The sequence below is a fragment of the Nocardia vinacea genome (assembly GCF_035920345.1).
Taxonomy (GTDB): domain Bacteria; phylum Actinomycetota; class Actinomycetes; order Mycobacteriales; family Mycobacteriaceae; genus Nocardia; species Nocardia vinacea_A.
This window is the reverse complement of record NZ_CP109149.1, coordinates 8,866,515-8,892,393: the sequence shown is the minus strand read 5'-3', so window position 1 is coordinate 8,892,393 and position 25,879 is coordinate 8,866,515. Positions and strand designations below refer to the sequence as shown.

13 protein-coding genes and 1 tRNA gene are annotated in these 25,879 nt (G+C 66.5%); 4 read left to right on the top strand and 10 right to left on the bottom strand.

Annotated elements, in window-relative coordinates:
- Positions 1–64: 64 nt before the first annotated feature.
- Positions 65–499: a holo-ACP synthase gene (locus OIE68_RS40170; RefSeq protein ID WP_040687506.1), complete on the bottom strand. Its 435-nt coding sequence runs from the start codon at positions 497–499 to the stop codon at positions 65–67.
- Between the two features lie 92 nt (positions 500–591).
- The gene (locus OIE68_RS40165; protein ID WP_327096113.1) at positions 592–9,945 is read right to left on the bottom strand and encodes a polyketide synthase; all 9,354 of its coding nucleotides are present in this window, start codon (positions 9,943–9,945) and stop codon (positions 592–594) included.
- A gap of 387 nt (positions 9,946–10,332) precedes the next feature.
- Here OIE68_RS40165 and OIE68_RS40160 point away from each other — a divergent pair.
- Positions 10,333–10,414, top strand: a tRNA-Leu gene (locus OIE68_RS40160).
- 388 nt (positions 10,415–10,802) lie between these two features.
- On the opposite strand, the gene OIE68_RS40155 is transcribed toward OIE68_RS40160, so the two are convergent.
- The 3 genes from OIE68_RS40155 to OIE68_RS40145 are packed head-to-tail and all read right to left on the bottom strand — an operon-like array spanning position 10,803 to position 13,977.
- Positions 10,803–11,963, bottom strand: coding sequence for a lipase family protein (locus tag OIE68_RS40155; RefSeq protein WP_327096112.1), 1,161 nt, complete (start codon positions 11,961–11,963; stop codon positions 10,803–10,805).
- On the bottom strand, positions 11,960–13,213 hold the full coding sequence (locus OIE68_RS40150) for a cutinase family protein (protein ID WP_327096111.1): 1,254 nt from the start codon (positions 13,211–13,213) through the stop codon (positions 11,960–11,962). Before OIE68_RS40150 ends, OIE68_RS40155 begins: the two co-directional genes overlap by 4 nt.
- Positions 13,210–13,977 (bottom strand): hypothetical protein, encoded by a 768-nt coding sequence (locus OIE68_RS40145; protein WP_327096110.1) that lies wholly within the window; start codon positions 13,975–13,977, stop codon positions 13,210–13,212. Before OIE68_RS40145 ends, OIE68_RS40150 begins: the two co-directional genes overlap by 4 nt.
- Positions 13,978–14,729: 752 nt before the next feature.
- Between OIE68_RS40145 and OIE68_RS40140 the strand changes: the two genes are divergently transcribed.
- Positions 14,730–15,545, top strand: coding sequence for a helix-turn-helix domain-containing protein (locus OIE68_RS40140; RefSeq protein ID WP_327096109.1), 816 nt, complete (start codon positions 14,730–14,732; stop codon positions 15,543–15,545).
- A 1,006-nt stretch (positions 15,546–16,551) separates the two neighbouring features.
- On the opposite strand, the gene OIE68_RS40135 is transcribed toward OIE68_RS40140, so the two are convergent.
- The 5 genes from OIE68_RS40135 to OIE68_RS40115 form a co-directional block, all read right to left on the bottom strand.
- Positions 16,552–19,788, bottom strand: a complete 3,237-nt coding sequence (locus tag OIE68_RS40135; protein WP_327096108.1) for a hypothetical protein — start codon at positions 19,786–19,788, stop codon at positions 16,552–16,554.
- A 493-nt stretch (positions 19,789–20,281) separates the two neighbouring features.
- Positions 20,282–20,782, bottom strand: a complete 501-nt coding sequence (locus tag OIE68_RS40130; protein WP_327096107.1) for a transposase — start codon at positions 20,780–20,782, stop codon at positions 20,282–20,284.
- Positions 20,783–20,837: 55 nt separating this feature from the next.
- Positions 20,838–20,978: a transposase gene (locus OIE68_RS40125; protein WP_327096106.1), complete on the bottom strand. Its 141-nt coding sequence runs from the start codon at positions 20,976–20,978 to the stop codon at positions 20,838–20,840.
- A gap of 181 nt (positions 20,979–21,159) precedes the next feature.
- A complete protein-coding gene (locus OIE68_RS40120; protein ID WP_327096105.1) occupies positions 21,160–22,041 on the bottom strand; it encodes an aminoglycoside phosphotransferase family protein in 882 nt (293 codons plus the stop codon).
- Entirely contained in the window at positions 22,038–23,294 is a 1,257-nt protein-coding gene (locus tag OIE68_RS40115; RefSeq protein WP_327096104.1) for an XRE family transcriptional regulator, read from the bottom strand. Before OIE68_RS40115 ends, OIE68_RS40120 begins: the two co-directional genes overlap by 4 nt.
- Positions 23,295–23,652: 358 nt before the next feature.
- On the opposite strand from OIE68_RS40115, the gene OIE68_RS40110 reads away from it, so the two are divergent.
- Both OIE68_RS40110 and OIE68_RS40105 read left to right on the top strand, forming a co-directional pair.
- Positions 23,653–24,627 carry a Gfo/Idh/MocA family oxidoreductase gene (locus OIE68_RS40110; RefSeq protein ID WP_327096103.1) on the top strand — a complete coding sequence of 325 codons (975 nt, stop codon included), beginning with the start codon at positions 23,653–23,655 and terminating at the stop codon, positions 24,625–24,627.
- A complete protein-coding gene (locus tag OIE68_RS40105) occupies positions 24,624–25,877 on the top strand; it encodes a DegT/DnrJ/EryC1/StrS family aminotransferase (protein ID WP_327096102.1) in 1,254 nt (417 codons plus the stop codon). Before OIE68_RS40110 ends, OIE68_RS40105 begins: the two co-directional genes overlap by 4 nt.
- Positions 25,878–25,879 lie beyond the last annotated feature (2 nt).

The window sequence follows — 25,879 nt, the reverse complement described above, 5'->3', positions numbered from 1 at the left end:
CAGCAACCCATGTTCGAGCCGGGCACCCTGTTTCCAGGGTGCCCGGCTCGAATATGGGATTCGGCTACTGCGCTTCGCGACCTTCGATGAGGTCGGCGAGTTCACCCGGATCCTCGAGGACGACCATGGCGGCAGCGGTGTCGCCGTCGTGCGTCAGGGACAGGTGAACCCTTGCGCGGGGCAGGAATTCGGCGGCCAAGCCGTGCAGTTTGATGCTCGGGCGACCCCAGGCGTCGTTGACCACCTCGATGAGGGGGTACGGATTGTCGCCGATCTGCGGGCGGCGCGCGAAACGCGAAGACGCCCATGCCTTCAACACCGCTTCTTTGGCCGCCCAGCGTGCCGCGTAACTACGTGCCGGGTCGGTGCCCTTGCTCTGACAGTAGCGCCGCTCACCGGCGGTGAAACTCTCCCGGAGCATGGTGGTTCCGGACCGTTGCAACTGTTCGGCGAACTCGGAGATGGTCACCAAGTCCAAGCCGATACCCAGGATGGTCAATGCGTCGCCGCTCCTCAGCCTTCGAGCTCAATGAAAAAGTCAGAGTGCGGCCGCCGTAGCGACCGCACTCTGCACGGTAATGGCCGAAGCCGCTATGCCATAGAGCCACCGGCATCGAGTTGCCCGAGAATCACTGCCCCGGTGCCACAACCCGCGCCGTCGGCCCGGTAGGTGCCGTCGCCGGACAGCCGTGCCTCCGGCGAGAGCAGCACGTCGGCCTCCAGCTGACGCTTCTGCTCCGACGGCGTGCCGTCGGCACCGAGGCGCCGATCCGCCGGCCGCTCGTACAGCGGGGCGCCACCGCACATGGCCTCGGTGAACCGCTGCCGTCCGGCGAGCTGACGCTGCTGCGCCCGGCGCTGGTACTCCTCGCGCCGACCCGGCTCGATCGCCTGGATGAACGCCTCCGGATGCACCACCGCGAGCAGACCCGAGACGTGGCCGAAGCCCAGCGAGGTCAGCAGACCGGCCTTGAGCGGGAACCGCTCACCGAAGCGCAGCGGTTCGCGCGCCCAGACCAGATGCGGGTAGGCCTGCATCTTGTCGTCGACACAGTCCAGGCTCCGATTCGGCGGCACCACACCGTTTTCCAGCACCTGGCACAGGCCGATGAGCTGGAAGGCGGCCGCGCCGCCCTTGGCATGTCCGGTCAGGCTCTTCTGCGAAACCACGAACAGCGGCGCCCCTTCGGATCGTCCGACGGCCGTGGCCAACCGCTCGTGCAGTTCGGACTCGTTCGGATCATTGGCCGCGGTCGAGGTGTCGTGCTTGGAGATGACCGCGATATCGTCCGGCGCCACACCGAGTTTGCGCAGTTCGGCTGCGAATTTGGATTCGCGACCGCCCCGTCCCGCACCGAGCGCGCCCAGGCCCGGCGCCGGGATGGAGGTGTGCACGCCGTCGGCGAAGGACTGCGCGAAGGCAACCACACCGAGCACCGGCAGGCCCATTTCCACCGCCACGTCACCGCGCGCCAGCAGGACGGTGCCACCACCCTGCGATTCCACGAAGCCGCCGCGACGGCGGTCGTTGGCGCGGGAGAAGTACCGATCGCTGATGCCCTTGGCGCTCATGGCCGCGGAATCCGCGGTGGCCGACATATCACCGAAGCCGACGATGCCCTCGATACCGAGATCGTCGAAACCACCGGCGACCACCAATTCGGCCTTGCCCAAACGGATCTTGTCGACGCCCTCCTCGACCGACACCGCGGCCGTCGCGCAGGCCGCCACCGGATGCACCATCGCACCGTAGCTGCCGACGTAGGACTGCACCACATGCGCGAGCGCGACGTTCGGCAGCGCCTCCTGCAGGATGTCGTTCGGGCGCGGCTCACCGAGCAGGTTGTCGACGTAGAGCGTGCGCATCGAGGTCATGCCGCCCAGGCCGGTGCCCTGGGTGTTGGCGACCAGGCTCGGGTGCACCCAGCTCATGAGCTCGGCCGGGCTGAACCCGGAGCTGATGAACGCGTCCACTGTGCAGACGATGTTCCACAGCGCGACCCGGTCCACCGAGGCGGCCATGTCGGCGGAGATGCCCCAAATGGTGGGATCCCAGCCGGTCGGGATCTGACCGCCGACGGTGCGCGACAGCTTGGCTTTGCGCGGCACCCGAATCTCGGTGCCCGCCTTGCGGATCACCTGCCAGTCAGCGGAATCCGGGACTGGCGTGATCACCGTGCGCTCCGGATCGGATGCGTAGAAGGCGCGCGCCTCGGCCTCGCCGCCGACCGTGAAGGTCAGATCCTGGTCCAGGAAGACCGAGGTCATCAGCGGTGCGGCATTGTCGATCATGGCGCCGTCGTCCTCGTAGCGGCGCACACCGCAGCGCGCGACGACCGCATCGTGATACTTCTCGGCCAGCTCGTGTTCGGGGACGTAGTCACCGGATTCGGTGTCGTACCAGCCGGGCTTGGGATCGTTCTCCCAGACGACCAGGCCGGTGGTCCAGGCGAGTTCGAGCACACCAGCGGCCGAGAGCTCGTCGGAGACCTCCATCTCGAACCGGGTGCGCGCCGAACCGTACGGGCCGAGCTCACCGGCACCGACGATGACGACCATATCGGCGAGATCGGCGGTCACCGAACCCCATTCGGGCACCGGCAGCGCCGAGCTCATGGTCGGCGGTGTGGGCAGCGCCGAAATCGTCCCCGCCGCAACGGCTTCCTCGGTCTCGGCTGCGGCGGCCTCCTGAGCCTGCTTGGCCAGTGCGGGCAGATCGAGCTTGACCCTGGCGAGTCCGCCGGTGAGGTCGATCTGCTGCGGTCCGGTGGCGGTCACCTGACGGGCCCGCGAGGTGCACCACTTGAGCAGCTCATCGGCCATCTCGGCGGTGGACCAGGTGTGCACACCGGCCTTCTCGACCGCGGTCACCATCGGATCGTTGTGGCCCATGAGCCCGGTGCCGCGAACCCAGCCGATGAGGGCGTGTACCAGGGTGACTCGACTCGACCACGACTTCTCGGCCCGCCACTTGGCGACCACCGCGTCGAGTGCGGCCTTGGACTCACCGTAGGCGCCGTCGCCGCCGAACATGCCGCGGTTGGGCGAACCCGGAAGCACCACATGCAGTTTCGCGTCGACATCGTGATCGACGCCGATCTTGGACAGCCCACCGATCAGCCGCTCGACCGACCAGAGCAGGACCCGCATCTCCATTTCGGCGCGGGCGCCGGCGTCGGCGAGATCACCGGCGACCCGCGGTGCCGCGAACGGCAGCAGCAGTGTCGGGGTCATCGCGTCCTTGATCTTGACCTTCGCACCGCCCGCATTGTCGACCTGCTCGCTGCCGACCCAATCGATCAGCGCGTCGACGTCCCGGTAAGACGCCATATTCGCGGGGACGACCCACAGCGCGGCACCATGGCGCGCATTCTCGCGGTAGAGCTTGCGGTAGAAGCCGAGCCGCTCGTCGTTGAGGCTCGAGGTGGTGACCACCACCGTGGCGCCGCCGCCGAGCAGTCGACCGGTGGCGGCCGCCGCGATGGAACCCTTACTGGCACCGGTGATCACGGCGATGTCCGAGGACCACAGGCCGGACTCTTCGGTGTTCAGCGCCGCCTCGGCGATGCGCTCGTATAACCCGGCAAGCACCGAGCGGGCCTCGTGCTTGGCCTTCTCACGCCACCAGTTCGCCTGTGCCGCAACGGCTTCGCCAGCACCGAGGAAGCCGTCCACCGACTCCTCGCCGGAACCGATGTCGTCGAGCAGCCAGAGCTTGGCCAGATCCTCGCGTGCGGTCGCCCAGCGGTCGTCGATCAGCACGGCTTTGCGGCCGTCGAAGGCGGGCGCGACCAAACGCGGCCAGTCCGAACCCAATTCGGCCGAGACAAGATCGACCAGGGTGTCGTCCGAGGCCTCCGGCGCGGAGGCCTGCTCGGTCAGCCCGAGCTGTTCGAGCACCACGCGGGCGGCCGTGGCGAGCACGCCGTCGCGACCGGTGATCTGTTCGGTGAACTCACCCAGCGCCGCGGCGTCCACGGTGGCGCCGCCACCGCCGCCCGCGCTCGGCAGCGATACCGCGACACCGCGACGGGCTGCGACGGCCTGCACGGCGGCGTCGATGGCCGCATCGACCGAGGCGGCGTCGCTCACACTCGCGACCAGTCCGCCGAGATCGCCACCGCGCACGCTGACACCCTCGCGGGTGCCGAGCGAAACCTCGGCGGTGACATGGTGGGCCCAGCCGTCGCCCAGCTCCCAGACCTTCTTGACCCGCTCGGCGATCGCGGCGGGCCGCTTGCCGGACGGACCGAAGACCTTGCGCAGGTGATCGCCGATGGCATCGGAGAGCACCGAACCAAAAGGCTTGTAGGTACGGGCAAGTCGCTCGACGGTGGCCGAGAGCGCACCCATATCGGCGTCGGCGGCACCGTCGATCGCACCGAGCGACAGCTCGGAGCCGAGGTCGACGAGCAGCTGATTGCGCCGCGACGAGACGCCGTCGCAGAGGCCCTCGATGGTGTCGACCGGGCCGATCTGATCCAGCCGCAGCTTGGTCCACAGCGCGATGAGTACGCGGGTGGCGTCGGCGGCGGTGAACGCGATGTCATCCGGACGCGGACCACCCGAGCTCGCGACCGGAGCGGCCACCGTTGCCGCCGCGACCGGCGCTGCGGCCGAAGCGGTTTCGACCGGCTCGTCGGCGGGCTCGTCGACCGGGGCGGGATCGGTATCGGTCGAGTAGACGATCGCGGCCTCGCGCTCGATATTCAGCACCTCGACGGTGACCGTGCCGAAAGCGGGCAGCTTCAGCGTCTGGCTGGCCAGGTTCGCCACGGTCGGCGTTGCGCCCAAACCGATTTCGACGAAACGCTGCACGCCGAGTCCGCCGTGGGCGGCATCGGTGAACAGCAGATCCTGGGTCTCGATCCAGCGCACCGGGCTGGCGAACTGCCAGGCCAGCAGCTCGATCAGCACCACGCGGCACAGTTCGGTCGGGCGTGCGGCCCAGTTGTCGAAGTCGGCGAGCACGGTGGCCAGCGGCTCCGAGGGCACCAGATCGGCGATCTCCTGGATGAACGCGCGCTCCAGCGAGAACGGCTTGGGCACCAGGTTCGGAATGTAGCGTCCGACCAGGATTTCCGGGTGCAGGTCCGCGGGCAGCAGCTGTTCGAGCTTCTGCCGGAACTCCGGCACACCCTCGCGCAGCACGGTGGAGTGGAACGGCACATCGATGCCGGGGACCAGAATGAATGCCCGCTTACCGCCGAATTCGGCACGGCGGCGGTCGATTTCGGTCTCCAGCGCCTCGAGGCCCTTGACCGTGCCCGCGATCGCGTACTGCGAACCGCGCAGGTTCAGGTTGACGACCTCGAGGAATTCCCCGACGCTCTCGCCGACACCCTTGACGAAGTCGATGACCTCGTCATCGGGCAGACCGATCTGCGACGGACGGATAGCCGCCATCCGGTAGTCACTGCGGCCCTGCGCATCCCGGGGCACCAGCTCGTGCATGGCGGAACCGCGCTGGAAGACGACCTCCAGCACCGCCTCCAGCGGCAGCACACCGGCGACAGCCGCGAGCGCGTTGTACTCACCGACCGAATGTCCGGCCAGCATGGCGCCCTCGACGTAGGCGCCGGCCTCGCGCAACTCGGCGACCTGCGCCACACCGAGCACCGCCATGGCGACCTGGGTGAACTGGGTCAGGTGCAGCACGCCGTCCGGGTGCCGGTGTTCGACGCCGCGCGCCTTGAGGTAGGTCGGGTTGTCCCGGACCACGGCCAGGATCGAAAAGCCAAGTGCCGCACGGGTGTGCTTATCGGCACGCTCCCAGATCTCCTTGGCAGCCTTGGAGCGAGCACGGGCGTCCAGGCCCATACCCTTGCGCTGAATGCCCTGGCCCGGGAAGGCGTAGACGGTCTTCGGGGCAGCGGTGCGACCGGTTGCGGTCATCACCAGATCCCCGTCGGCGCGGCAGGAGACCTCGACGATCTCGCTACCCGCGTCGACCGCGATCCGCTCGACGCGCACATCGATCTCCGCGCCCGGGCGGACCATGCCGAGGAAGCGGGTGGTCCACGCGGTCAAAGTCCGTGCCGGAGTGGAGCTTTCGGGATCCACTGCGGACACCACATGCTGCGCGGCGGCCGAGAGCCACATGCCGTGCACGATCGGGCTACCGAGTCCGGCCAGCTTGGCGGCCGAATCGCTGGTGTGGATCGGGTTGTAGTCACCGGAGACCGCGGCGAAGGCACGCATCGTGCGCGGCGCCAGGATGGTGACGTCGCGACGGCGGCGACGCTGGGTGTCGGTGGCCGCATCCGAGACCACACCCGCCGCGCGCGGCGGATCGGTCAGCTCGCCCGCGCCGTTGCGGCCGCGGATGGCGAAGCGTTCGGTCAGCGTCGCCAGCGGCACCACGTCGAGGCCCTGATCCCGCATCTCACCGACGGACACCCGCACCTCGACGACGCGTCCCAGGTCGGTGTCGACAACGTCGCCCGATTCGGCGCGGACAACGAGAATGCTGGTGTCGTGCGGCAGGTCACGCTCGAGTGCGATCTGGTGATCGAGATGGACCAGATCCAGCATGCCCTCGATGACACTGTCGCCGTCGGCGCTGCGCGCGGCACCGAGTACCGCGAAGACGGCGGGCCAGCACGCACCGACGAGCACATCGGGCACGCTGCGTCCGAGCGTGCTCAGTGCGCCGGGGAGGCCCGAACCGGTGACGCCCGCGTGATCGGCGATGAGGTCCGGGGTCCAGGCGACATTGAGGTGTGCGATCTTGCCCTTCACCTCCGGCAGCGCCTGGCCCGCGGCGACCGCGAGCAGTGCGGACATGGCGGTGTCGGCATCGGTTTCGGTGATGACCGGTGCGCCGCCGTTGTAGAGAGAGGTCGGGACGGTGATGCGCAGGCGGATGCGCACAGCATCACCGCCGAACAGCGGCACCGCGAGCTCGACGTAGGCATGATCGGCGTCCGGGCCGGTGGTTTCGGTGATCGTCGCACCGGTCGGCGGATGGACGGCGCCCTTGTCGTCGACGGTCCATTCGGCGAGGTCGCCGAGGCGGTGGATCGGGTTGACCGTGGTGCGGCCGGACCATTCGACATCCGGCGCGGCCAGCACCGCGTCGACCGGTCCCTCGGTGACACCGGCGGAGCGGCGCGCGTCGACCGCGACCGGCGACACACCGGCGCGAACCAGCGCGTACGCCGCGTCCTGCTCGAAGCGATCGAGCAATTCGCCGACCGGCTCGTCGACGCGGGTGATACCGGCGACCGAGACCGTGCCAGGAATGACACAGACCTGATCGGCCGAGTAACGCGGATCATGGGCCTGCCACAGCGAATCCGAACGCCACCAGCGGCGCACGTCGCGGTCCACCACGGGCACGAAGTTCACCGGCTTACCCGGGGTCTTGCAGAGGCTGACGAAGAACGGCACATCCGCCGGGTGCAGCAGGGTCTGCTCGGCGGCCGGGTACTGCTGCTTCAGCGTGCACAGCGCCTCGACCGGGTTCTCGAAGACCGCGTCGGATTCGAACAGTGTCGGAATCTCGCCGCGGTCGGCCGAATGCAGCCGGGATTCGGTGCGGCGCATCATCTCCGCGAACCGGTCACGCCACGTGATGTCGAGCCAGACCGAACGGGTGGCGTCCAGGATGGCGTCGCCGAGGTCACTGCCGCAGTCGAAGTCCTTGCGGCGGTCCAGGCCGACAGCCAGCTCGACGTAGCGTTCGAGCCACTCGAGGTAGGTCATGGTCGTGACATCGCCGAAGTACGGCTTGGCGGTGGCATTCAGCGCGGCGATGATCTCGTCGCGACGCTCGGCGACCGCGTCGGCGTCACCGGCGACCTCGTCGAGCAGGCGGCCGGTGCGCGAGGCCGCATTGTCGATCTCATGGATATCGGCGCCCAATTGGCTACGGCCGGAAGCCATTCCGCCGGTCGCGGTGCCCGCGCCGACCCAGTCCGGGGTACCGGGGGTGTCGACGAGCAACTGCTTGACCTCGGGTGCGGTGGTGGCCTCGAGCGTCGCCATGGCGGCGGTGCCGACCAGCACGCCATCGAGCGGCATCACCGGATAGCCGTGCGGCACAGCCCATTCACCGGTCAGGTATTCGGTCGCACGCTCCGGGGTACCGATGCCACCGCCGACGCAGACCACCACATTGTCGCGGTTGCGCAGCTCGGCGTAGGTCTCCAGCAGCAGGTCGTCCAGGTCCTCCCAGGAGTGGTGTCCACCGGCCCGGCCGCCCTCGATGTGCATGATCACCGGATAGTTCGGTACCTCGTCGGCGATGCGCAGCACCGCGCGGATCTGGGCGACGGTGCCCGGCTTGAACGCCACATGCGTGATACCGACCTCGGTCAGCTCCGCGATCAGCGCGACGGCCTCTTCCAGCTCCGGAATGCCCGCGGTGACGATTACACCGTCGAACGGCGCACCCGCCATACGGGCCTTCTGCACCAGGCGCTTACCGCCGAGCTGCAGCTTCCACAGGTACGGGTCGAGGAACAGCGAGTTGAACTGCACCGCGCGGCCCGGATGCAGCAGCGTCTTCAGCTCGGCGACCCGGTCGGCAAAGATCTGCTCGGTGACCTGACCGCCACCGGCCAGCTCCGCCCAGTGGCCCGCATTCGCCGCTGCCGCAACGATTTTCGCGTCGACGGTGGTCGGGGTCATGCCCGCGAGCAGGATCGGCGAGCGACCCGTCAGCTTGGTGAACGAGGTCTCGACCACGATGCGTCCGCTCGGCAGGCGCACCGGGCGCGGCGCGAAGGCCGACCACGGCTGAGCCACCTCGGGCGAGGCGCCGGGGGTCAGCAGGCTGCGCTGACCCGCGCGGGTCGCGGCCGCGAGGATGCCGACACCGGTGCCCTTGAGCGAGCCGCTGGTGAGCCGACTGAGCAGATCGCCGGGGCCCAGATCGAGAATCCACTGCGCGCCCGCGGCGACGACGCCGTCGACCTCCTCGACCCAGTCGATCGGGTCGACGAGGATCTCCTTGGCGAGCGAACCCGCAAGCTCCGCGTCCAGACCGCACTGGGACGCCCAGCCGCTCACGATGTCGACCGTGTCGGCGAGCGCGGGGTGATGGAAGGCGACATCGACGGCCAGGTCCTCGAAGACCGGCGCGAACACCGCGCCACCGCGCGACTTCGCATCGCGTTCGCGAGTCTGCTCGTCATGGATCTGGGTGCAACGCTGACGCACCCGCTCCAACTGGGTCGGCGTACCGGAAAGCACCACGCGCCGCCGACCGTTACGAATCGAAACCACCGCGGCCGCGGCAGGGTCCACGCCCGCGGACACCTCGGCCACCACCGTGCGCAGATGCTCGGGATCGACATTCGATACCGCGACCATCGACGAACGCTCGCCCACCGGCATGAGACCGCGCCGTCGGGCAACCAAACCCGCTGCGGCGCCGATCATTTGGGCGATGGCGAGCAGTTCGGCGTCACGCTGTCCACCGGCCTGCACCGAGGTCGCGGCGAGGCGCCCCTGCGAGTGGCCGACGACCGCGACCGGCGCGTGCTCGTTGGCATCCAGACCCTGCAGCCGCAGCGCGCGCACGGCGGCCACCTGCGTCAGGAATACGCCCGGCATCGACACCACAGCCGAGCGGAGCACCTGCTCCGAAGGCGCAGCGGAAACCTCCGCCTCGTCACCGTCGGCGAGCTCGTTCTCGAGCATCCAGCCGATCGGGTCGAAACCGACCGGTCGCACCACAAGTAGTTGCGCCGCAACGGGTTCCAGCAGCGTCGCCGCTTCATTGACCAATGCGGTCAGTTCGGGCTCCAGTGCGGCGTCGCGCCCGATCTCCTCCAACTCACCGAGCCAACGCGCACCCTGCCCACCGAAGGCAAGCGCATAGGGCGTTCCGCCCAGCAGTCGATCCAGCAGCGGAGCCCGCGAACCCCCCTGCTGTGGCGCCCCAACCACTTTCGGGCTCTGTCCGGTTCCGGCCGCAGTGCTCTCATTGATCGTCAAGACGCTTCGACTTCCTTCTCCTGGCGACATGCCGTTCAAGACACGCCGCTCCCTCCGGTGCGCAGGTGTTCCTCACCAATGAGCCCTGATGACCGCAAGGATTCCAGAAAATCATGAGGAAATCCTCACGTTTGCTCTTAGAATTCGCGCTTACCGCCGAGTATTCCCGTACCCCCGTACCAGAATGCTCAGAAACATGACCCTCCCTCATGTTCAAACTCGCTGGTCTACCCGGTTACCAACGCGTACGAAACATGAGCACTCCTCATGTTGACCGTTACCGAATCGTTATAATACCAGGTGGGGTTACCGGCGAGTACGACATGCCGGGGCTGCGCTTCGCGATGTCGGTCAAGCCCGGTAGAGTTTGGACGGTCGTACCATCAAGCGCGAGTGGCGAAATTGGCAGACGCGCCAGATTTAGGTTCTGGTGTCCACGGACGTAGGGGTTCAAGTCCCCTCTCGCGCACAGATTCCCGGCAGATTTGCCGGATTTGCGTGCCGTGTGTTCGAGCGCACTCGAACACACGGAGGTGACCAGGGAAAATGCGCACCCACCTGCGACAACTTCTGACAGATCCGCCAGGATCGACCATCGATGACCCTGCCGGGCCGGCGGCGGGAAACGATCGGGGCCGCCGATGATTCCCCCGCTCGTTCTCCCGCAGGCACCACTGGAACAGCTGATCCGCGGTCCGCTGCCGGGCCCGCCGGAACCGGCGTCCATCCCCGACGACGACATCCTGTGCGGCATATCAACGCTCGGCGAGGCCGGCAGAGTCCTCGACCGGTATGTCATGGCAGCGCTCGACTGGTCGCCGGGAACGAAGCTGCAGATACAGCCTGTCGACGACGTTCTACTTGTCGGCCCGTCTCCCGACGGTCAGGTACGCGTCACCGGCGACGGCTATTTCCGCATCCCGTTCCGGCAACGACGCCGAGTCAGCCTCCTCATCGGCCAGCGCGTCCTGCTGACCGGCCGCCGCAGCCGCGAACAGCTCCTGGTCCATCCGCCCTCCGCACTGGGCAGACTCCTGGCCGCCCGCCTGACATTGCTGCCGGTAGGCGATGAGTGTGCGACGCCCGGCCTGCACGGGAACGATCGCGTCGGCACTGCCGTGATACAAGTGCAGCGGCATCATGGGCTTGGTGTGGGCGAGGGTTTCCAACGCCAGCACCCGCCGCCACCACACGTCGTTCCAGGGGTCGGGCCGTCGGCACCAATGCGCCAAGGGTTGCGGAAACCGTTGCAGCAGTTCGGTGCTCGTGAGATGTTCGGCTTCGGCCACAGCCTGCACTCCGTCCTCGTTCAGGACGTGGCGCAGCGGGATATGCTCGTAGGCTCGGGAGAGTCCGATCAAAGCGGCCAGTCCCACTGCCGCGCCCGCGCCCTGGCTGAAAGCCGGTGCCATCGCTGCGAGGTCGGAGGCGACGGCTCCGGCGGCGATGCCGCGTAGATCCAGCTCGGGCGCGTACCAGGGGTGCAGTTCACCGGCGGCGGCGACCGCTCGCCCACCGTCGGCGTATCCCCAGGCCACCACCGGCGCGACCGGAGCACCGAGGTCCGCACCGCGATAGAACGCGCGCGCGAGATCGAGCACGATACGGCCCCCGGCGCGGGCGGCGAGGAAGGTATGCGGCCCGGCACCAGTGAGGCCGAGTCCCTCGCCGTCGGGTATCGCCACCACCCACCCCCGCCGCAAGGCCGCCTCGATCCCCGTGGTGTCGGGCTCTGCGCCGATCGCCAGCAGCTTCGAGGGCGCGCACACCCCGCCCAGTCCGCGAAACTCCGGGCAATGCACCAGGATCGCGGTGGCACCAGGGGCGGCGACCGCCTCGGGGATCAGCACGATCCCCGAAGCGGGGATGAGTTCGGAGCGGGAATTGGTGGAGACGTAGATGATCTGCCACGCTCCCGCCACCGCAGTCAGTTGCGGCACGAACACCGGCCGCGTCCGCACCAGGTCCCCGGCATGGCGGCCGTCGAGGGTCGGGATGTCGTAGAACTCGGTGTTCACCGGTGCCTCCCGGCGAGGTCGTGGGCGAGTGCGATCATCCACGCGATCCCACTGGCGAGCTGTCCGGCGGCGGCGTAACCGGTGTGGCGGCCGACCAGGTCGGAGTATCGAAGCCACACAGCCGGATTCATCAGATCGGCGTTGTCGGCGACCAACTGCCCCCACGCGCCCGACAACCGGGCGGCCAGTTTCGGCAACTGCCCGACCGGATCCGAGGCCACGACCCCGGCGATCTGCGCCCACCGTGCCGTCGCGGCGGCCGTCTCCTCCGGGGTCGGAGGTGGGGTGCGGGGATCGGCGGCAGTGGTGAGCCGCTCGGCGAGACTGGCCCCGGGCACATAGTCGACGACGCCAGGGCCGAGGTGGAAGTCGCGGTTCACCACGGTGGTCCAGGCGTCACCGAGCACGCCCGAGAGCAGTGCCTGGATCGAGCCGAGCGCTGCTAGGGGATCACGCAGGTCGGCCTGGGCGGCGATCTCGGCGGCCACCCGCAACAACGCGGCGTGATCGGGTGCCGCACAACTCAAGTCACCCTCGACACAGATCTCGGCCACACGGCCGGTCAGCGCGCCGTAGCTGACGCCGTCGGCGGCGATCCCGCTGCCGGATGCGGGGGCGGTGGTGATCGCCACCCCCGACACCGCCGCCCCCGCTGTGCCGGGGGCCGGGTCGGGGGTGAGTTGGCCAGGGCGACCGGGGATCACAGGCGATCCGGGAGCGCGATCAGGATCGGAATAGAGAGCGATACCCGCGATCTTCTCGGGTCCGACCGGTCCCTCGCCCGCGCCGACAGCTCGCGCGAATTCCGAGACCACCTGCGCGCCTTGGGAATACCCGACCCCGGCCAAAGCGGTGTCCGGGCACGCGGCGGAAATCTGGTCAGCGGCAGCCCCGAGCGCGGCCAGGCCCTCGCGCACCGAGTCCGCGTAGGCATCGGAGCCGCCGCCGGTGCCCACCGCGCCCCCAAACCCGGCCGGATAGGCAATGTAGCTGCGCTGCACCAGATCCGGCACAGCGGCCACCACCGGACCGAGCAACGCGCCGAGCATCCCGGTATCGGCCAGCGGATCCGCCTCGGGTGAGGACTGCCCAGTGCCCTGCACTCCTAGCAAATACAGTGCCGGGCACCCATTGATCGGGTCCGCTTGCACGCTCGGGGTCGTCGCGCTCATCGCGCCGGCTGCGCCGAACGCGGTCGCCATCGCGACCGCCGCGAGGACGCGCGCACGATTCTTCGTCGTGCCGGTCATGGCTGGCCCACCCCCACACCGGCACCGAACCCCGCCCCCACCGTGCCACCGGCCACCGCACCCACAACAGCGGCGGGAAATCCAGCCACGACCGCACCCACGGCAGCGCCCACCGCCGCCCCTAACGCGGTACCGGCCACACCGGAGGTGATCGTTCCGATGACCGGTACCGCCACCACGGTGCCCAGTGCGGCACCGGCGATTCCGCCGATGGTGCCGCCGATGAGACCGCCCACGACCGCGCCGAGGGTTGCGGCCGGTGCTCCGGCAACAACCGCGCCACCAGCACCGCCGAGCACTGCCCCTCCCAGCGTGGCTCCGCTGACTCGATCGGATCGTCCGGCGGGGATGCCGACCGAATCCAGCGCGGTCGCGACCTGCGCCTCAGCGCCTGCCGCGGCGTCGTTGATGGCGTCGGCGCACTCCGGGGGTAGCCAGTCCGGGCGCGGTGCTTCCCACTGCCCGACGCGAATCGTGTTCTCCGGCGGCTCGATCGGGGCTACCGGTGCCACCGGTTCGGGCAAATGCAGGTCCTCGATCGCGATCGGCTCCACAGGTAGGTCCACCGACGGTGCCGGACGTAACCCGGATCCGTTGCGGATCTCGGGGGGCTGGGAGTAGTACACCGGCGGGGGCGGTACGGGTTCCGGCGGCGGAGCTGGGGTGGAAGTGCCGGGCTGCGCGGGGCTGGTCACACCGGGCTGATCAGTGATCGCCGCAGGCGCACCGGTCGCGCTCGCGGTCGCCGCCGACAGCAACATCACGATAGGCACCGCACCGCCGACAACCGTCCTGCCGCCGCGAGACACAGTGGCGTGCACACGGTTTCGGCGCACATCGCCGAATACACAGTGCTGAACCAGACGGGTACGGGGGGATTTCCGTGTTTTGGACATGCCGAATAAACCCTTCATCGGTCAGGGCGATAAATGAGAAAGAATGGTGAATACGCGGGGGCGGGCGCGTGTTATCGCGGCCCTCCCAGAGGCGAAAGTGCTTCTGGGAGGCCGCTTCTCAGGTGTTCAGGTCACACGAACATGAAGATGATCGACAGCGCCTGCCACACCACGTTCAAGGCGTTGGATGCCACGATCAGGCCGTCGTTCAGGATCTGGATGGGATCCACATCGGTTTCCTTTCAATCGGTTTGGACTTGCGGTTCTATCCAAACCGTGAAACCTCGTGGAATACCAGGGTTTACGCTCACCTATTTTGCGGTAATGCTCAGAGCGTCAAATTGCTATTCTGGGCATATCCAGCGGGTTTGCTGACGAATTGACGCTGGGAACGTCAATGAAACTTTTTTGCTGAATCTTCTGCGCGGCATACTGATTCGTGGTGGGGCACGACCACCGACGGCTCGTTGGTGAGCTACCTCATTGCGATCTCCCGGTGCAAAGACCTTGTCGCATCAGAGACCGTCTGGTAGGAACAAGAACATCATCTCGGGGGCAACCAATCACCATAACCTTGCTAGATCTGTAGTGGAAGACTCTAGAAGAGGGGGGCTCTGCACATGAGCCAGAATCCTGCACACCGTGCACACGACCACACACGAGGTGGGTCACTGCCGCACATCCCGACCCTGGGCAGCACCTGCTTCCATATCCGCAACGAGTTGGGGCTCTCGCGCGCGGTTGCCCAGCAACGTCACGGGATCAGTACCAGCTATCTGGCCGACATCGAAACCGACCGCACCACACCAAAACCCGAAACCCTCGAAAAGCTCATCGCCGGTTACGAACTCGATCCCATGCGCACGAAATACCTGCGCGAGCTACGCTCTCCCGCCGAGCAGCTGCCCACCGCGGACAGCCTTCGCCGGTGTGTGCACGACAACGTCGGCCTCATGACATACCTGCGCTACCTCGACAGACGTGATCTTTTCGCAGCGTATGTCGACCCGCTGTGGAACATCCTGGCCTCGACCGACGGATTCCGATCATGGCTCACAGGTATCGGTGAAGACGGGAATGTGCGGGCATGGCTGTTCACCCCGCACGCCCGCGAAGTCCTGACCGACTGGCGCTACGAAGCCAAGCGCACCGTCGCCGTCGTCAAGGCGGCATTGGCGCTCTACCGCGACTCCGAACAAGCCCGCGACCTGATACGGCAACTTCGCCCCAACCGAGACGTCCAGCGCCTCTGGAACTCCAGCACCTACGTCGCCTACGGCCGCCACGTCAACGACCTGCTGCACCGACGCGACCCCGACACCCACGACCTGGCCTCCTACCGCATCAGCATCGCCGACCTGACCCAGAACCAACACGTCCAACTCGTCACCGCCATCCGCCAGCCCTACTCCGGACCCGACCCCACCGACATCTGAAAACAATCATCGACACGCCGGTGAGACACGCTAAGACCGTGGTGTCGCACCGGCGCGCAGATCACCCCATCAATCGACATTCGCTGCACCCACGACGACACGAAACCATCAGCGGCGCACGCGAATCCGAGCCAGGCCAGCAACTCGAGCAGCGTCAGCAATCACACACTTGTTAGCAACAATCTCTGGTCCTGGACGAGTGCCGCTGAAACTGGATAAGTCTGGTTTGCTGGTAGACAGCTACGCAAGTTTCTGCGACTCGCCGCGCACACCCGGACAGATCCCGACGATTCGCTGATCGCGGTCGAAAGGCGACCGGTGGGCGGCACGATATCGCGGACCTCGACGCGATGGAAGTGACCGGCACCAGGAGACGCCCGGTCTGCGGTCCGCACGAACACTCTCATCACGGTCGCGATATCCGGCAGCGGCCCCAATCCGTTGTCCACTGAAGGCCCCCCTTTCGCCCCGGATCATGGACAGCAACGGGATGTCCCGCGCTGACCGCAGGGCCATCCAGGACCCAATCTGTCTGATCAGAGTTTGTGACGATTGAGGAAATCGTCACGCGGGCCGATGCCTGGCGCCGCTCGCCCGAACCCGGCGCTGACCACACGAAATCCCGGGATGAGCCGAGTCAGTCGAGCGCCTCGGCGTTGAAGAGCCGGGCCGCGGGGTCGTCCTCGCCGGGCGTCCAGATCCTGCGGCGGGCGTCGATGTCGTCCAGTCGCCGGTGGGTGCCGTCCTTGCTCCTCAAGGCGCGGTCGACTCCGCCGTCGGGGTGAGGTGGTTGGATTCGGAGTGTCCCCGTCCGTGCCGGTCCTGGCTATTGATGAGGCGCGAGGTCTTCAGGGTGAAGGGCGGTCGCGGCATAGACGCGACCGCCCTCGATGTCACACCAGCCCGCAGCCGGATTGGTCGTTGTCTTCAGGACTCTGCCCGGCTGGGTCGGCCCGATGATCGTGATCCTCCCCTCCGCGCCCCGCACCGCTTACACCAGATGTGTCTACAGGTTGATGCGGAAGTTGGTCGGCTGGGTAGTGCCGCCGACGCAGACGGTGCCCTCGGGGATCGTCGAGGCCTGGACGTCGGCGGTGTAGAAGCATGCTGTCGAGGCTGTGATCTCCTCGGCCGTGACGCTGACGGACCCGTCGGGGCCGACTGTGACGGGCAGTTCGGTGTCGGTGCCGGTGTCCGGGCAGACGTAGCGGACGACGCCGCCCGGGGCCAGGCCCACGCCTGCGGGGAAATCGAGCGTGATGGTCGTCTGACCGGCGGGAATCGTGGCGTTCGCAGACACCGTGAACTTCAGCTGCGTGGTCACCCCCGGCGTCATCACCACCGGATCCGGTGGATCCTGAACGACCGTGAACACGGCATGCTCCACCTTCCTGACCCGCGCATTGCCGGTGTCGACGATGTAGAGGTTGCCCATCCCGTCCACCGCCACACTCTGCGGCCAGCTGAGTTCGGCGTTGATGGCTGGCTGGTTGTCGCCGTTGTAGCCCGCGGTGCCGGTACCCGCCACCGTGGTGATGCGCCCGGTGGCATGATCCACCCTCCGCGCCCGCTGGTCCCCGCGGTCGGCGATGTAGAGGTTGCCCGCCCCCTCCACCGCCACACCACACGGGCCGTCGAGGATGGTGCTGATGGCGGGCTGGTTGTCGCCGTTGTAGCCCTGGGTGCCGCAACCAGCCACGGTGGTGATGACCCCGGCGGGATCCACTCTCCGCACCCGATCGTTGACTTCGTCCCCAATGTAGAGGTTGCCCGCCCCATCTACCGCCACATTACGCGGGAGGTAGAGTTCGGCGTGGATGGCGGGCTGGTTGTCGCCGTTGTAGCCCTGGGTGCCGGTACCGGCCACCGTGGTGATGACCCCGGTGGCATGATCTACCCTCCGCACCCGCTGGTTTATGAGGTCGGCGATGTAGAGGTTGCCCGCCCCGTCCACCGCCACACCGTTCGGCTCGTTGAGTTTGGCGTTGATGGCGGGCTGGTTGTCGCCGTTGTAACCCGCGGTGCCGGTACCCGCCACCGTGGTGATTACCCCGGCTGGATCTACCCTCCGCACCCGCTGGTTTACGAGGTCGGCGATGTAGAGGTTGCCCGCCCCGTCCACGGCCACATCGAACGGGCCGAGTCCGGCGTTGATGGCGGGCTGGTTATCGCCGTTGTAGCCGTTGGTGCCGGTTCCCGCCACCGTGGTGATGCGCCCGGTGGCATGATCCACCCTCCGCACCCGGTTGTTATTGGTGTCGGCGATGTAGAGGTTGCCCGCCCCGTCCACCGCCACACCGCTCGGGCTGTTGAGTTCGGCGTTGATGGCGGGCTGGTTGTCGCCGTTGTAGCCGGAGGCGTCGGTACCTGCCACCGTGGTAATGGCCCCGATAGCGATAGCTGCTGTGCTCTTGGAAGCCTCCCTCTTCTCGAGTTCCGTATAACGACGGTGTGTTGCAAGTGTCTGTAAGGGCACCGCTTCGACACTGAAGTGGATCGGCTGGGTGGTGCCGCCGACGCAGACGGTGCCCCCAGGGATCGCCGGGGCCTGGACGTCGGCGGAGTAGAAGCACGTCGTGGAGGTGGTGATCTCGTTCGCGGTGACGCTGACGGATCCGTTGGGGCTGGTCGTGACCGGCAGTGGGGTGTCGATACCGGTGTCCGGGCAGCGGTAGCGGACGACGCCGCCCGGTGCCAGACCGACGCCTGCGGGGAAACCGAGGGTGATTTTCTGACCGGTGGGAACCGTGCAGTTCGCCGACACGGAGAATGCCAGCTGCGTGGTCACCCCTGCGGTCATCACCACCGGATCCGGGGCATCCTGAACGACGGTGAAGACAGGCTCCTGAACGCGGAAACGGATCGGCTGGGTAGTGCCGCCGATGGAGATGGTGCCCTCGGGCACATCCTCGATGAAGACCGGGGCCCAGACGTCTACGGAGTAGAAGCATCCCGTCGAGGCAGTGATCTCCTCGGCGGTGACACTCACCGACCCGTCGGCGCCGACCGTGACCGGCAGCGGAGTGTCGGTGTCGGTGCAGTGGTAGCGGACGACGCCGCCGGGCGCCAGGCCCACCCCGGAGGGGAAACCGAGGACGATACTCCGACCGGCGGGAACCGTAGTGTTCGCCGACAGCGTGAACTTCAGTTGCGTGCTCACCCCTGCGGTCATCACCACCGGATCCGGTGGGTCCTGCACGACGGTGAAGACAGGCTCCACCCTCCGCACTCGATTGTTGCTGCTGTCGGCGATGTAGAGGTTGCCCGCCCCGTCCACCGCCACACCCTCCGGCTCGCGGAGTTCGGCGTCGATGGCGGGCTGGTTGTCGCCGTTGTAGCCCTGGGTGCCGGTACCGGCCACCGTGGTGATGACCCCGTCAGGATCCACCCTCCGCACCCGCTGGTTTGTGTTGTCGGCGATGTAGAGGTTGCCCGCCCCGTCCACCGCCACACCGGTCGGCTCGTTGAGTTCGGCGTTGATGGCGGGCTTGTTGTCGCTGTCGTAGCCCGCGGTGCCGGTGCCCGCCACCGTGGTGATGACCCCGGCTGGATCTACCCTCCGCACCCGGTTGTTATTGGTGTCGGCGATGTAGAGGTTGCCCGCCCCGTCCACCGCCACATCGGTCGGCTGGCGCAGTTCGGCGTCGATGGCGGGCTTGTTGTCGCCGTTGTAGCCCCAGATGCCGGTACCCGCGACCGTGGTGATGACCCCGTCAGGATCCACCCTCCGCACCCGACCGTTGTCGCAGTCGGCGATGTAGAAATTGCCCGCCCCATCCACCGCCACACCCTGCGGCTCGCGGAGTAAGGCGTGGATGGCGAGGCCGTCGTCGGCGAGGCCGTCGGGGCTGGTACCCGCCACCGTGGTGATGCGCCCGGTGGCAAGATCCACCCTCCGCACCCGATCGTTGGCGAAATCGGCGATGTAGAGGTTGCCCGCCCCGTCCACCGCCACACCGCTCGGGTAGTTGAGGTCGGCGTTGACGGCGAGCTGGTCGTCGCCGTTGTAGCCCTCGGTGCCGGTACCCGCCACCGTGGTGATGCGCCCGGTGACATGATCCACCCTCCGCACCCGATGGTTGACGTCGTCGGCGATGTAGAGGTTGCCCGCCCCGTCCATCGCCACACCGCTCGGGTTGCCGAGGTCAGCGAAGATGGCGAGCTTGTTATCGCCGTCGTAGCCAAAGGCGCCGGTACCTGCCACCGTGGTAACGGCCCCGGTAGCGATAGCTGCTGTGCTCATGGAAGCCTCCCTCTTCTCGAGTTCTCGTAGAACGACGGTGTATTGCAAGTGCTGGGAGGGCACCACTGCGTGGTGCCCTCCCGCAGCAGATACCCCCAACCCCCCGAATACCCCACAGACTCGAACCCCCGGCGAAAATCCTACCTGCGGTGATGTGGTGGCGGTACGGAAATGAAGCAGTACTGCCGATCGCCAGAACAAGATCATCAAGTGGGTGCGTCGGGGCCCTTCGAGGGCTGTCCACCCGACAACCAAGCAATCGCCTCGGCCTGGCCAGCAGAGTCCGCAACCCTGACGTACGAGCGGCCTGCACATGATGTAAGCGGAACTACCACACCCCGCCCACAAGACGGCTATGCGAGACACGACTCATGGCATCAACCTTATGACCAGCCAGTTCCTGCCAGAAGGCTGACGCAAGACACCAACCGGCTGGCTGTGTGCCGGTCCGGATCGCGCGGCACATCCTCGATGAAACCAGCGTTTCAACGCGCTAAAAACTCAGTTCAGAATGAGTTTTCGGAGGCAGATGACCGAGCAGGCGAGGCAGATGTAGGGCGTGGTGGATGTCGGCGCAGCGTTCGTAGCAGGTCCTGAGGCGTTTGAATGCGTGCAGCCACGCGAAGGTCCGTTCTACCGGCCAGGCGACGTTGCCGAGTCCGGAACCGTGGGTGGTGCCGCGGCGGGCGATGACCGATGTGATGCCGCGAGCGCGGACCAGCCTGCGGTATTTGTCGTGGTCGTAGCCGCGGTCGGCGTAGAGCCATCGGGGACGCCGCCAGGGGCGGCCGACCCGCCCACCGATGACGGGCAAGGGCATCCAGCAGCGGGATGAGCTGGGTGACGTCGTTGCGGTTCCGGTCAGTGTGACGGCAAGGGGTGTTCCGCCTGCGTCGGTGATCAGGTGGTGCTTGGAGCCGGGCTTGCCTCGGTCGATGGGGCTGTGGCCGGTGTGGTCCCCCTTCGAGAGCCCGCAGCTGCGAGGAGTCGACAAGCGCGTTCGACAGCTCCAGCTGCCCGGCGGCGCGCAGTTCGCTCAGTAGCTGTGTTCATGCAGCCCGCTGCCACACGCCCGCTTCGTGCCATTCGGCCAGCCGCCGCCAGCAGGTCGCGCCGAAGGCTCCGAACAGTCCGGTCGGCAGCTGGTTCCAGCCGATACCGGTGCGGGCCACGAACAGGATGCCTTCCAACGCCGCGCGGTCGCCGGTCCACCGACGGCCGGGATACCGAAATCACGGCTACCGAACCGGAATCAATCGCTCCAGCCTCGCCCACAACGCATCGGCCACCACTTCATCAACCACAGCAAGAGCCCCAAAGACGTTGCACGGCACACCAAACCGACACGCCGCCTCATTCTGAACTGATCTCTTAGAGTGCCTTCCACTCCCACGGCTTCGGTACGTACCCACGCAAGCAAGCAATTCGATGCTTCGCTTGTTGCGCCGCAACCTCATTAGCTGCAGCGCGCTCCAGCGCGAATCCCACCCAACGTAGCTCTTGGATATCGGCGAAGATTCTGAAGTCCGACCACCGTGTGATGTCCTGGCCGCCATAAGTGTCCACGAACGACAGGTAGTCAGTCTCGGGAATCCGCGCGAAGTCCGTGTAGTCGACAGCGAGCTGAACAAGATCCCATTCTGGTCGGCCAACCGACACCTTGTCGAGATCCAGCACTGTCGGAACACCCGATGGCGGCACGGCCAGATTGCCTTGCCAGGCATCACCATGAATCACCGAGTGCCGTAGCGGATCCGGCAGCGTGTCATATTGCTGGCGTAGCTCGTCGTAGCGCGCCAGCAGCCACGTTCGGTCATCGTCGTTCACCGTGCCCGCAGTTGCCAACCGGGTGCGAAGATCACCAAGCGGATCGTATGTCGGCAGCTCCGGATCGGCCGGTGGTGCCAAGGAATGGAGTGCTCGGAGCATTGCTCCGAGCTCGGCAGGCGTTGCTGGCCGATGGTCCGGGATGAGATGCCACCAGGTGACGGGTCGGTCGGCGACAACGATCGGTTGAGGCAGTTCCGATACCGCTGCCACGGTCGGGACACCAGACCTGTTGAGCCACTGCGACACCCGCAGCTCCCGCTCGGCATCCTTCAGGCTGCCGGGTCTCCCGATCCGCGCCACGATGTCACCGACCCGATAGATGGCGTGGGATCCTTCGCGGATCACCTCGTGCTCATTCAGGTTGAGGTCGGCTCGTTGAGCGGCCTTCGCCAGTATTTCCTCGGATGATGTTGCTGCGGTCATAACGCTGCTTTCGCCGCAGATCGGCGGGTGATGACTTCGCGCAGTTCCACGACGTCCCTCATTCGCCGGTGACGTGACGAAGCAGCAGCCAATCGCTGCAGTTCGTTGTGGATGCGATGAGAGTCGAGCTGGCCGGCCTGTGTGGCGGCACGGAGCCCAAGAGCTACTGCTTCTTTCGGGTCGCCGAGCTGCATGGTCAGGGTAGCCAGGCGCGTGAGCGAGAACGTCTGGGAGCGGGGGTATTCCGCGGCTTGAAGTTCGACGGCTCGCTGAATCCTAGGAGCCGCCAGCTCGATTCGGTGTCGAGCTTGTGCGATCGGGATCAGGGCTTTGCCGGTGCTGCCGAGGTGCTCCGCCTCGTCGTAGAAGCACAGCCAGGGGGCGTCGGTGGCGGGGGTGCGTTGGGCAAAGTATTCGTCGGCGTGTGCCACTTCGGAGAGTGCTTCGTCGGGTCGTGCTGTAGCGGCCAGGTATTGGGCGCGTAGGGCGCTGAGCATGGCGCGTGTTGTGGCGGAGAGTCGGTCGGATCGCACTTGGGCCAGCTCGATGAGCGACAATCCGCCATCAGCGTTGCCGATATAGGCCATCTTGCGTGCCATGTCGGCGAGCGTGCTGGCGCGCAGCTCCCACGATCCGGCTGTGTCGGCGCACCAGAGTGCGAGCCGGAATCTGCGCTCGGCCGCTGTGTGATCGCCGATGTCGAAGGCGGCGTATCCGGCGACGCTGCCGAAGTTGCCGATCGCTTCGAGCAGGGCCCGGCGGGTGGTCGGCGACGCTTTCGCATCGAGTAGTCGCGCGAAGCGGCCAAGTTGTCTGCCCGCGACAAGGCTGATCGAGCCGCCGCCACGCAGGTTTTCCGCCGAAGCGATTGTGCGCGTGGCCGTTTGGACGTCGATGACCTCGGTCGTGCCGACACGGCGGATCGGCTTGTCGTCGGCGTTCGGGCCGAAATAGTGGGCAGGACCGATGCCTGGATCGAAAGGGCTGAACAGGTTTATCGCTAGCGTGCCGTCCGGCTGTAGCGCCGCTTCGCGTCGCCGACGATTCGGTATGAAGCCCAGCTCGTTATCGGTGGCGTGCAGGATGGTGCGGAACGCTTCCCGGTAGAGCTCGTTGGGCCAGCGGACAGTGCCGCGCTCGTAGCGGGCGATGGTGCGGGCATCGAGTTCGCGCCGCTGACCGTGCTGGCGCCAGATGTAGGCATTGACGGCCTCGGCCAGCTCGGCGCGGCCCATTACCTGACCAGAAGTCACCCGCGACGGTGTGGCTTCCCGTCGCTGCTGGAGTTGCACGTTCGGTTGCATGCGTCCCTTGCCGGTATCGGTTGGTCAAGTCTATCCACCGGCACCGACGCGGAGCTGGAGCGGATTGTCTGCCCCGTAACTTGCCCTCTTTTAAAAGCGCCGCGTACGTGAGGCTGGAACAACGGCTCCGATCTAGCGGGGACGTCATGCACAACGTGATCAGTTGGGGGATCCAATGAGACCATGTGCATCGGTCCGAGGCGCTCTCGGTGCGGCACCGGCGTCGCGCATCGCCTGTTCGGACGTTGAATCCGGGTGGCGCACTTCGCGCCGTGTCGCTGACCGCGGCACAACACTGCGCGCCGCTGTGGTGGGCCTCGGGCGTCAGGCAATCAACGATCACCTTCCAGCGCTGGTGGCGTCACAGCATGTCGACCTGGTTGCCGTCTGTGATGCGGACGCGAGCGTCGTGCGCGAGCAGCAAACATTGCATCAGGTGCCCGGTTTCACCGATTACCTCGAAATGTTCGAGGCCGAGGTGCTCGACCTCGTAGTGGTTTGCGTGCCGCACGATGTTGGTCGGGCGGTGATCGAGTGTGCCGCAAAGCATCGGGTGCACGTGCTGAAGGAGAAGCCGTTTGCCACCGACCTGTTGGAGGCCATCGAACTGGCGGATTTGTGCGAACGATCCGGCATCGAGCTGATGGTCACGCTGCAACGGCGATTCAATCCGATCTATACGAGCTTTCCGCAGCTCGCTGATCAGATCGGCGCGCCGTTTCTGATCGACGCGCGCTACACCGTGCATGTCGATGACCCGTCGGAGGGCTGGCGTGGGCAGACTGCCAAGGCGGGTGGCGGCTGCGTGATCGACATGGGTTACCACCTCATCGACTTGCTCCTGTGGTATTTCGGGTTGCCCGATAGCATCGCTGCTGAGCTGTCGGTCGGTGCGCGGCCGGACCGGCGTTACGACGCCGAGGACACTGCGCTCGTTCACTTTTCGTACGAGAGTGGCCTCTACGGTTCGTTGCTCCTGTCGCGGTTCCTCGGGCCGAAGACCGAAGAGATCCGGCTCGTCGGGTCTGAGGGTGTCGTGCATCTGGAGCGTGGCCGCATCCGCCGACTAACGAACAGCGGCGAGGTCATCGAGTCACTGCATCGTGAACAAGCCTGGCCCTCGGCCGCAGCCTGCCAGATCGACTACTTTCACCGCGTCATCGACGGCACACGACCGAACCTCAGCGGTCCAGCCGAAAACCTCGCGCACATGGCCTTTGTCGCCTCCTGCTACGAGGCTGCGCGCACCCACATCCACCTCAATCCCAAGGAACTGTTGTGACCTCACCACTCGCCCTGCTCGGCGGCCCGCCTGTCATATCTGGAGTGGCGCGGCACTTTTCATGGCCGCCACTGACCGAGGCCACCAGCATCGCCGTCCTCGATCAGCTCGACCAAGGCATCTCGATCTACGATCGCTCGGGTGTCATCGCCCGACTGGAAGATGCACTTCAGCACTACTTCGGTGTCCGCCACGCCATCCTCACCAGCTCAGGCACATCTGCGCTGTATTCGATGTACGCCGCCTGCGGCATCGGGCCAGGCGATGAAGTGATCGTGCCTGCGTATACGTTCTTCGCCACCGCCACACCGCTCTTGCACCTGGGCGCGACCCCCGTCCTGGCCGACTGCGACACGAGTGGCAACCTCGATCCGGTCGACGTGCCGCGACGTATCACCGAACGCACCAAAGCCATTGTGGTAACGCATATGTGGGGGATGCCCGCACAAGTCCAACGTCTGCGCACACTGGCGGACGCTCACGGCTTGTTACTGCTCGAAGACGCGTCCCACGCTCACGGGGCGAGCATCGGTGAGAAGAAGCTCGGCACGTTCGGGCGAGCCGCCGCTTTCAGCATGAATGGACCAAAACCGCTGTCTGCCGGGGAAGGCGGCTTCATCCTCACCGATGACGAGCAGGTGTATCACCGCGTCTTGCTACATGGCCAGTACAACAAGCGGTGCCGAAACGAAATCCCAACGCGTTCCGACCTCAGCCGATACGCCGTTACAGGTATGGGACTCAAACATCGCATCCACCCACTGGCCGCAGCCATTGCGCTGCAACAGCTTTCACATCTGGATGACTACCTCGCCGGGCGACAGCGCATCGCCGAGCACATCCACGACGAACTCCAGCTAGAGCCGGGCCTGACCATCACCTGGCACGAACCACACACCCGGCCAGCCTGGTACGGACTCACGATTCTCTACGACGGTGAATTCTTCGATGACGTGCCGGGCGAGCGCTTCCACGCCGCGTTGCAGGCCGAGGGCTGCCACGAATTCGACCGACCAGGATCGACCTGCCCGCTGAACCTGCTGCCGCTTTTCCAAGAACCAGGTCCATTGTTTCCCGCCTTCACTGGCAAGCTGGCTTACGCCCCAGGTGACTATCCACGGGCCGAAGAGCTCCACCATGCCACGCTCAAGCTCCCTGTTTGGCATCGAGATGAGGACCTGCCGCTCGTCGACCACTACATCGAAGCGCTCTACAAAGTCATCACTCACCACGCCGATTTGAAAGGGTAGAA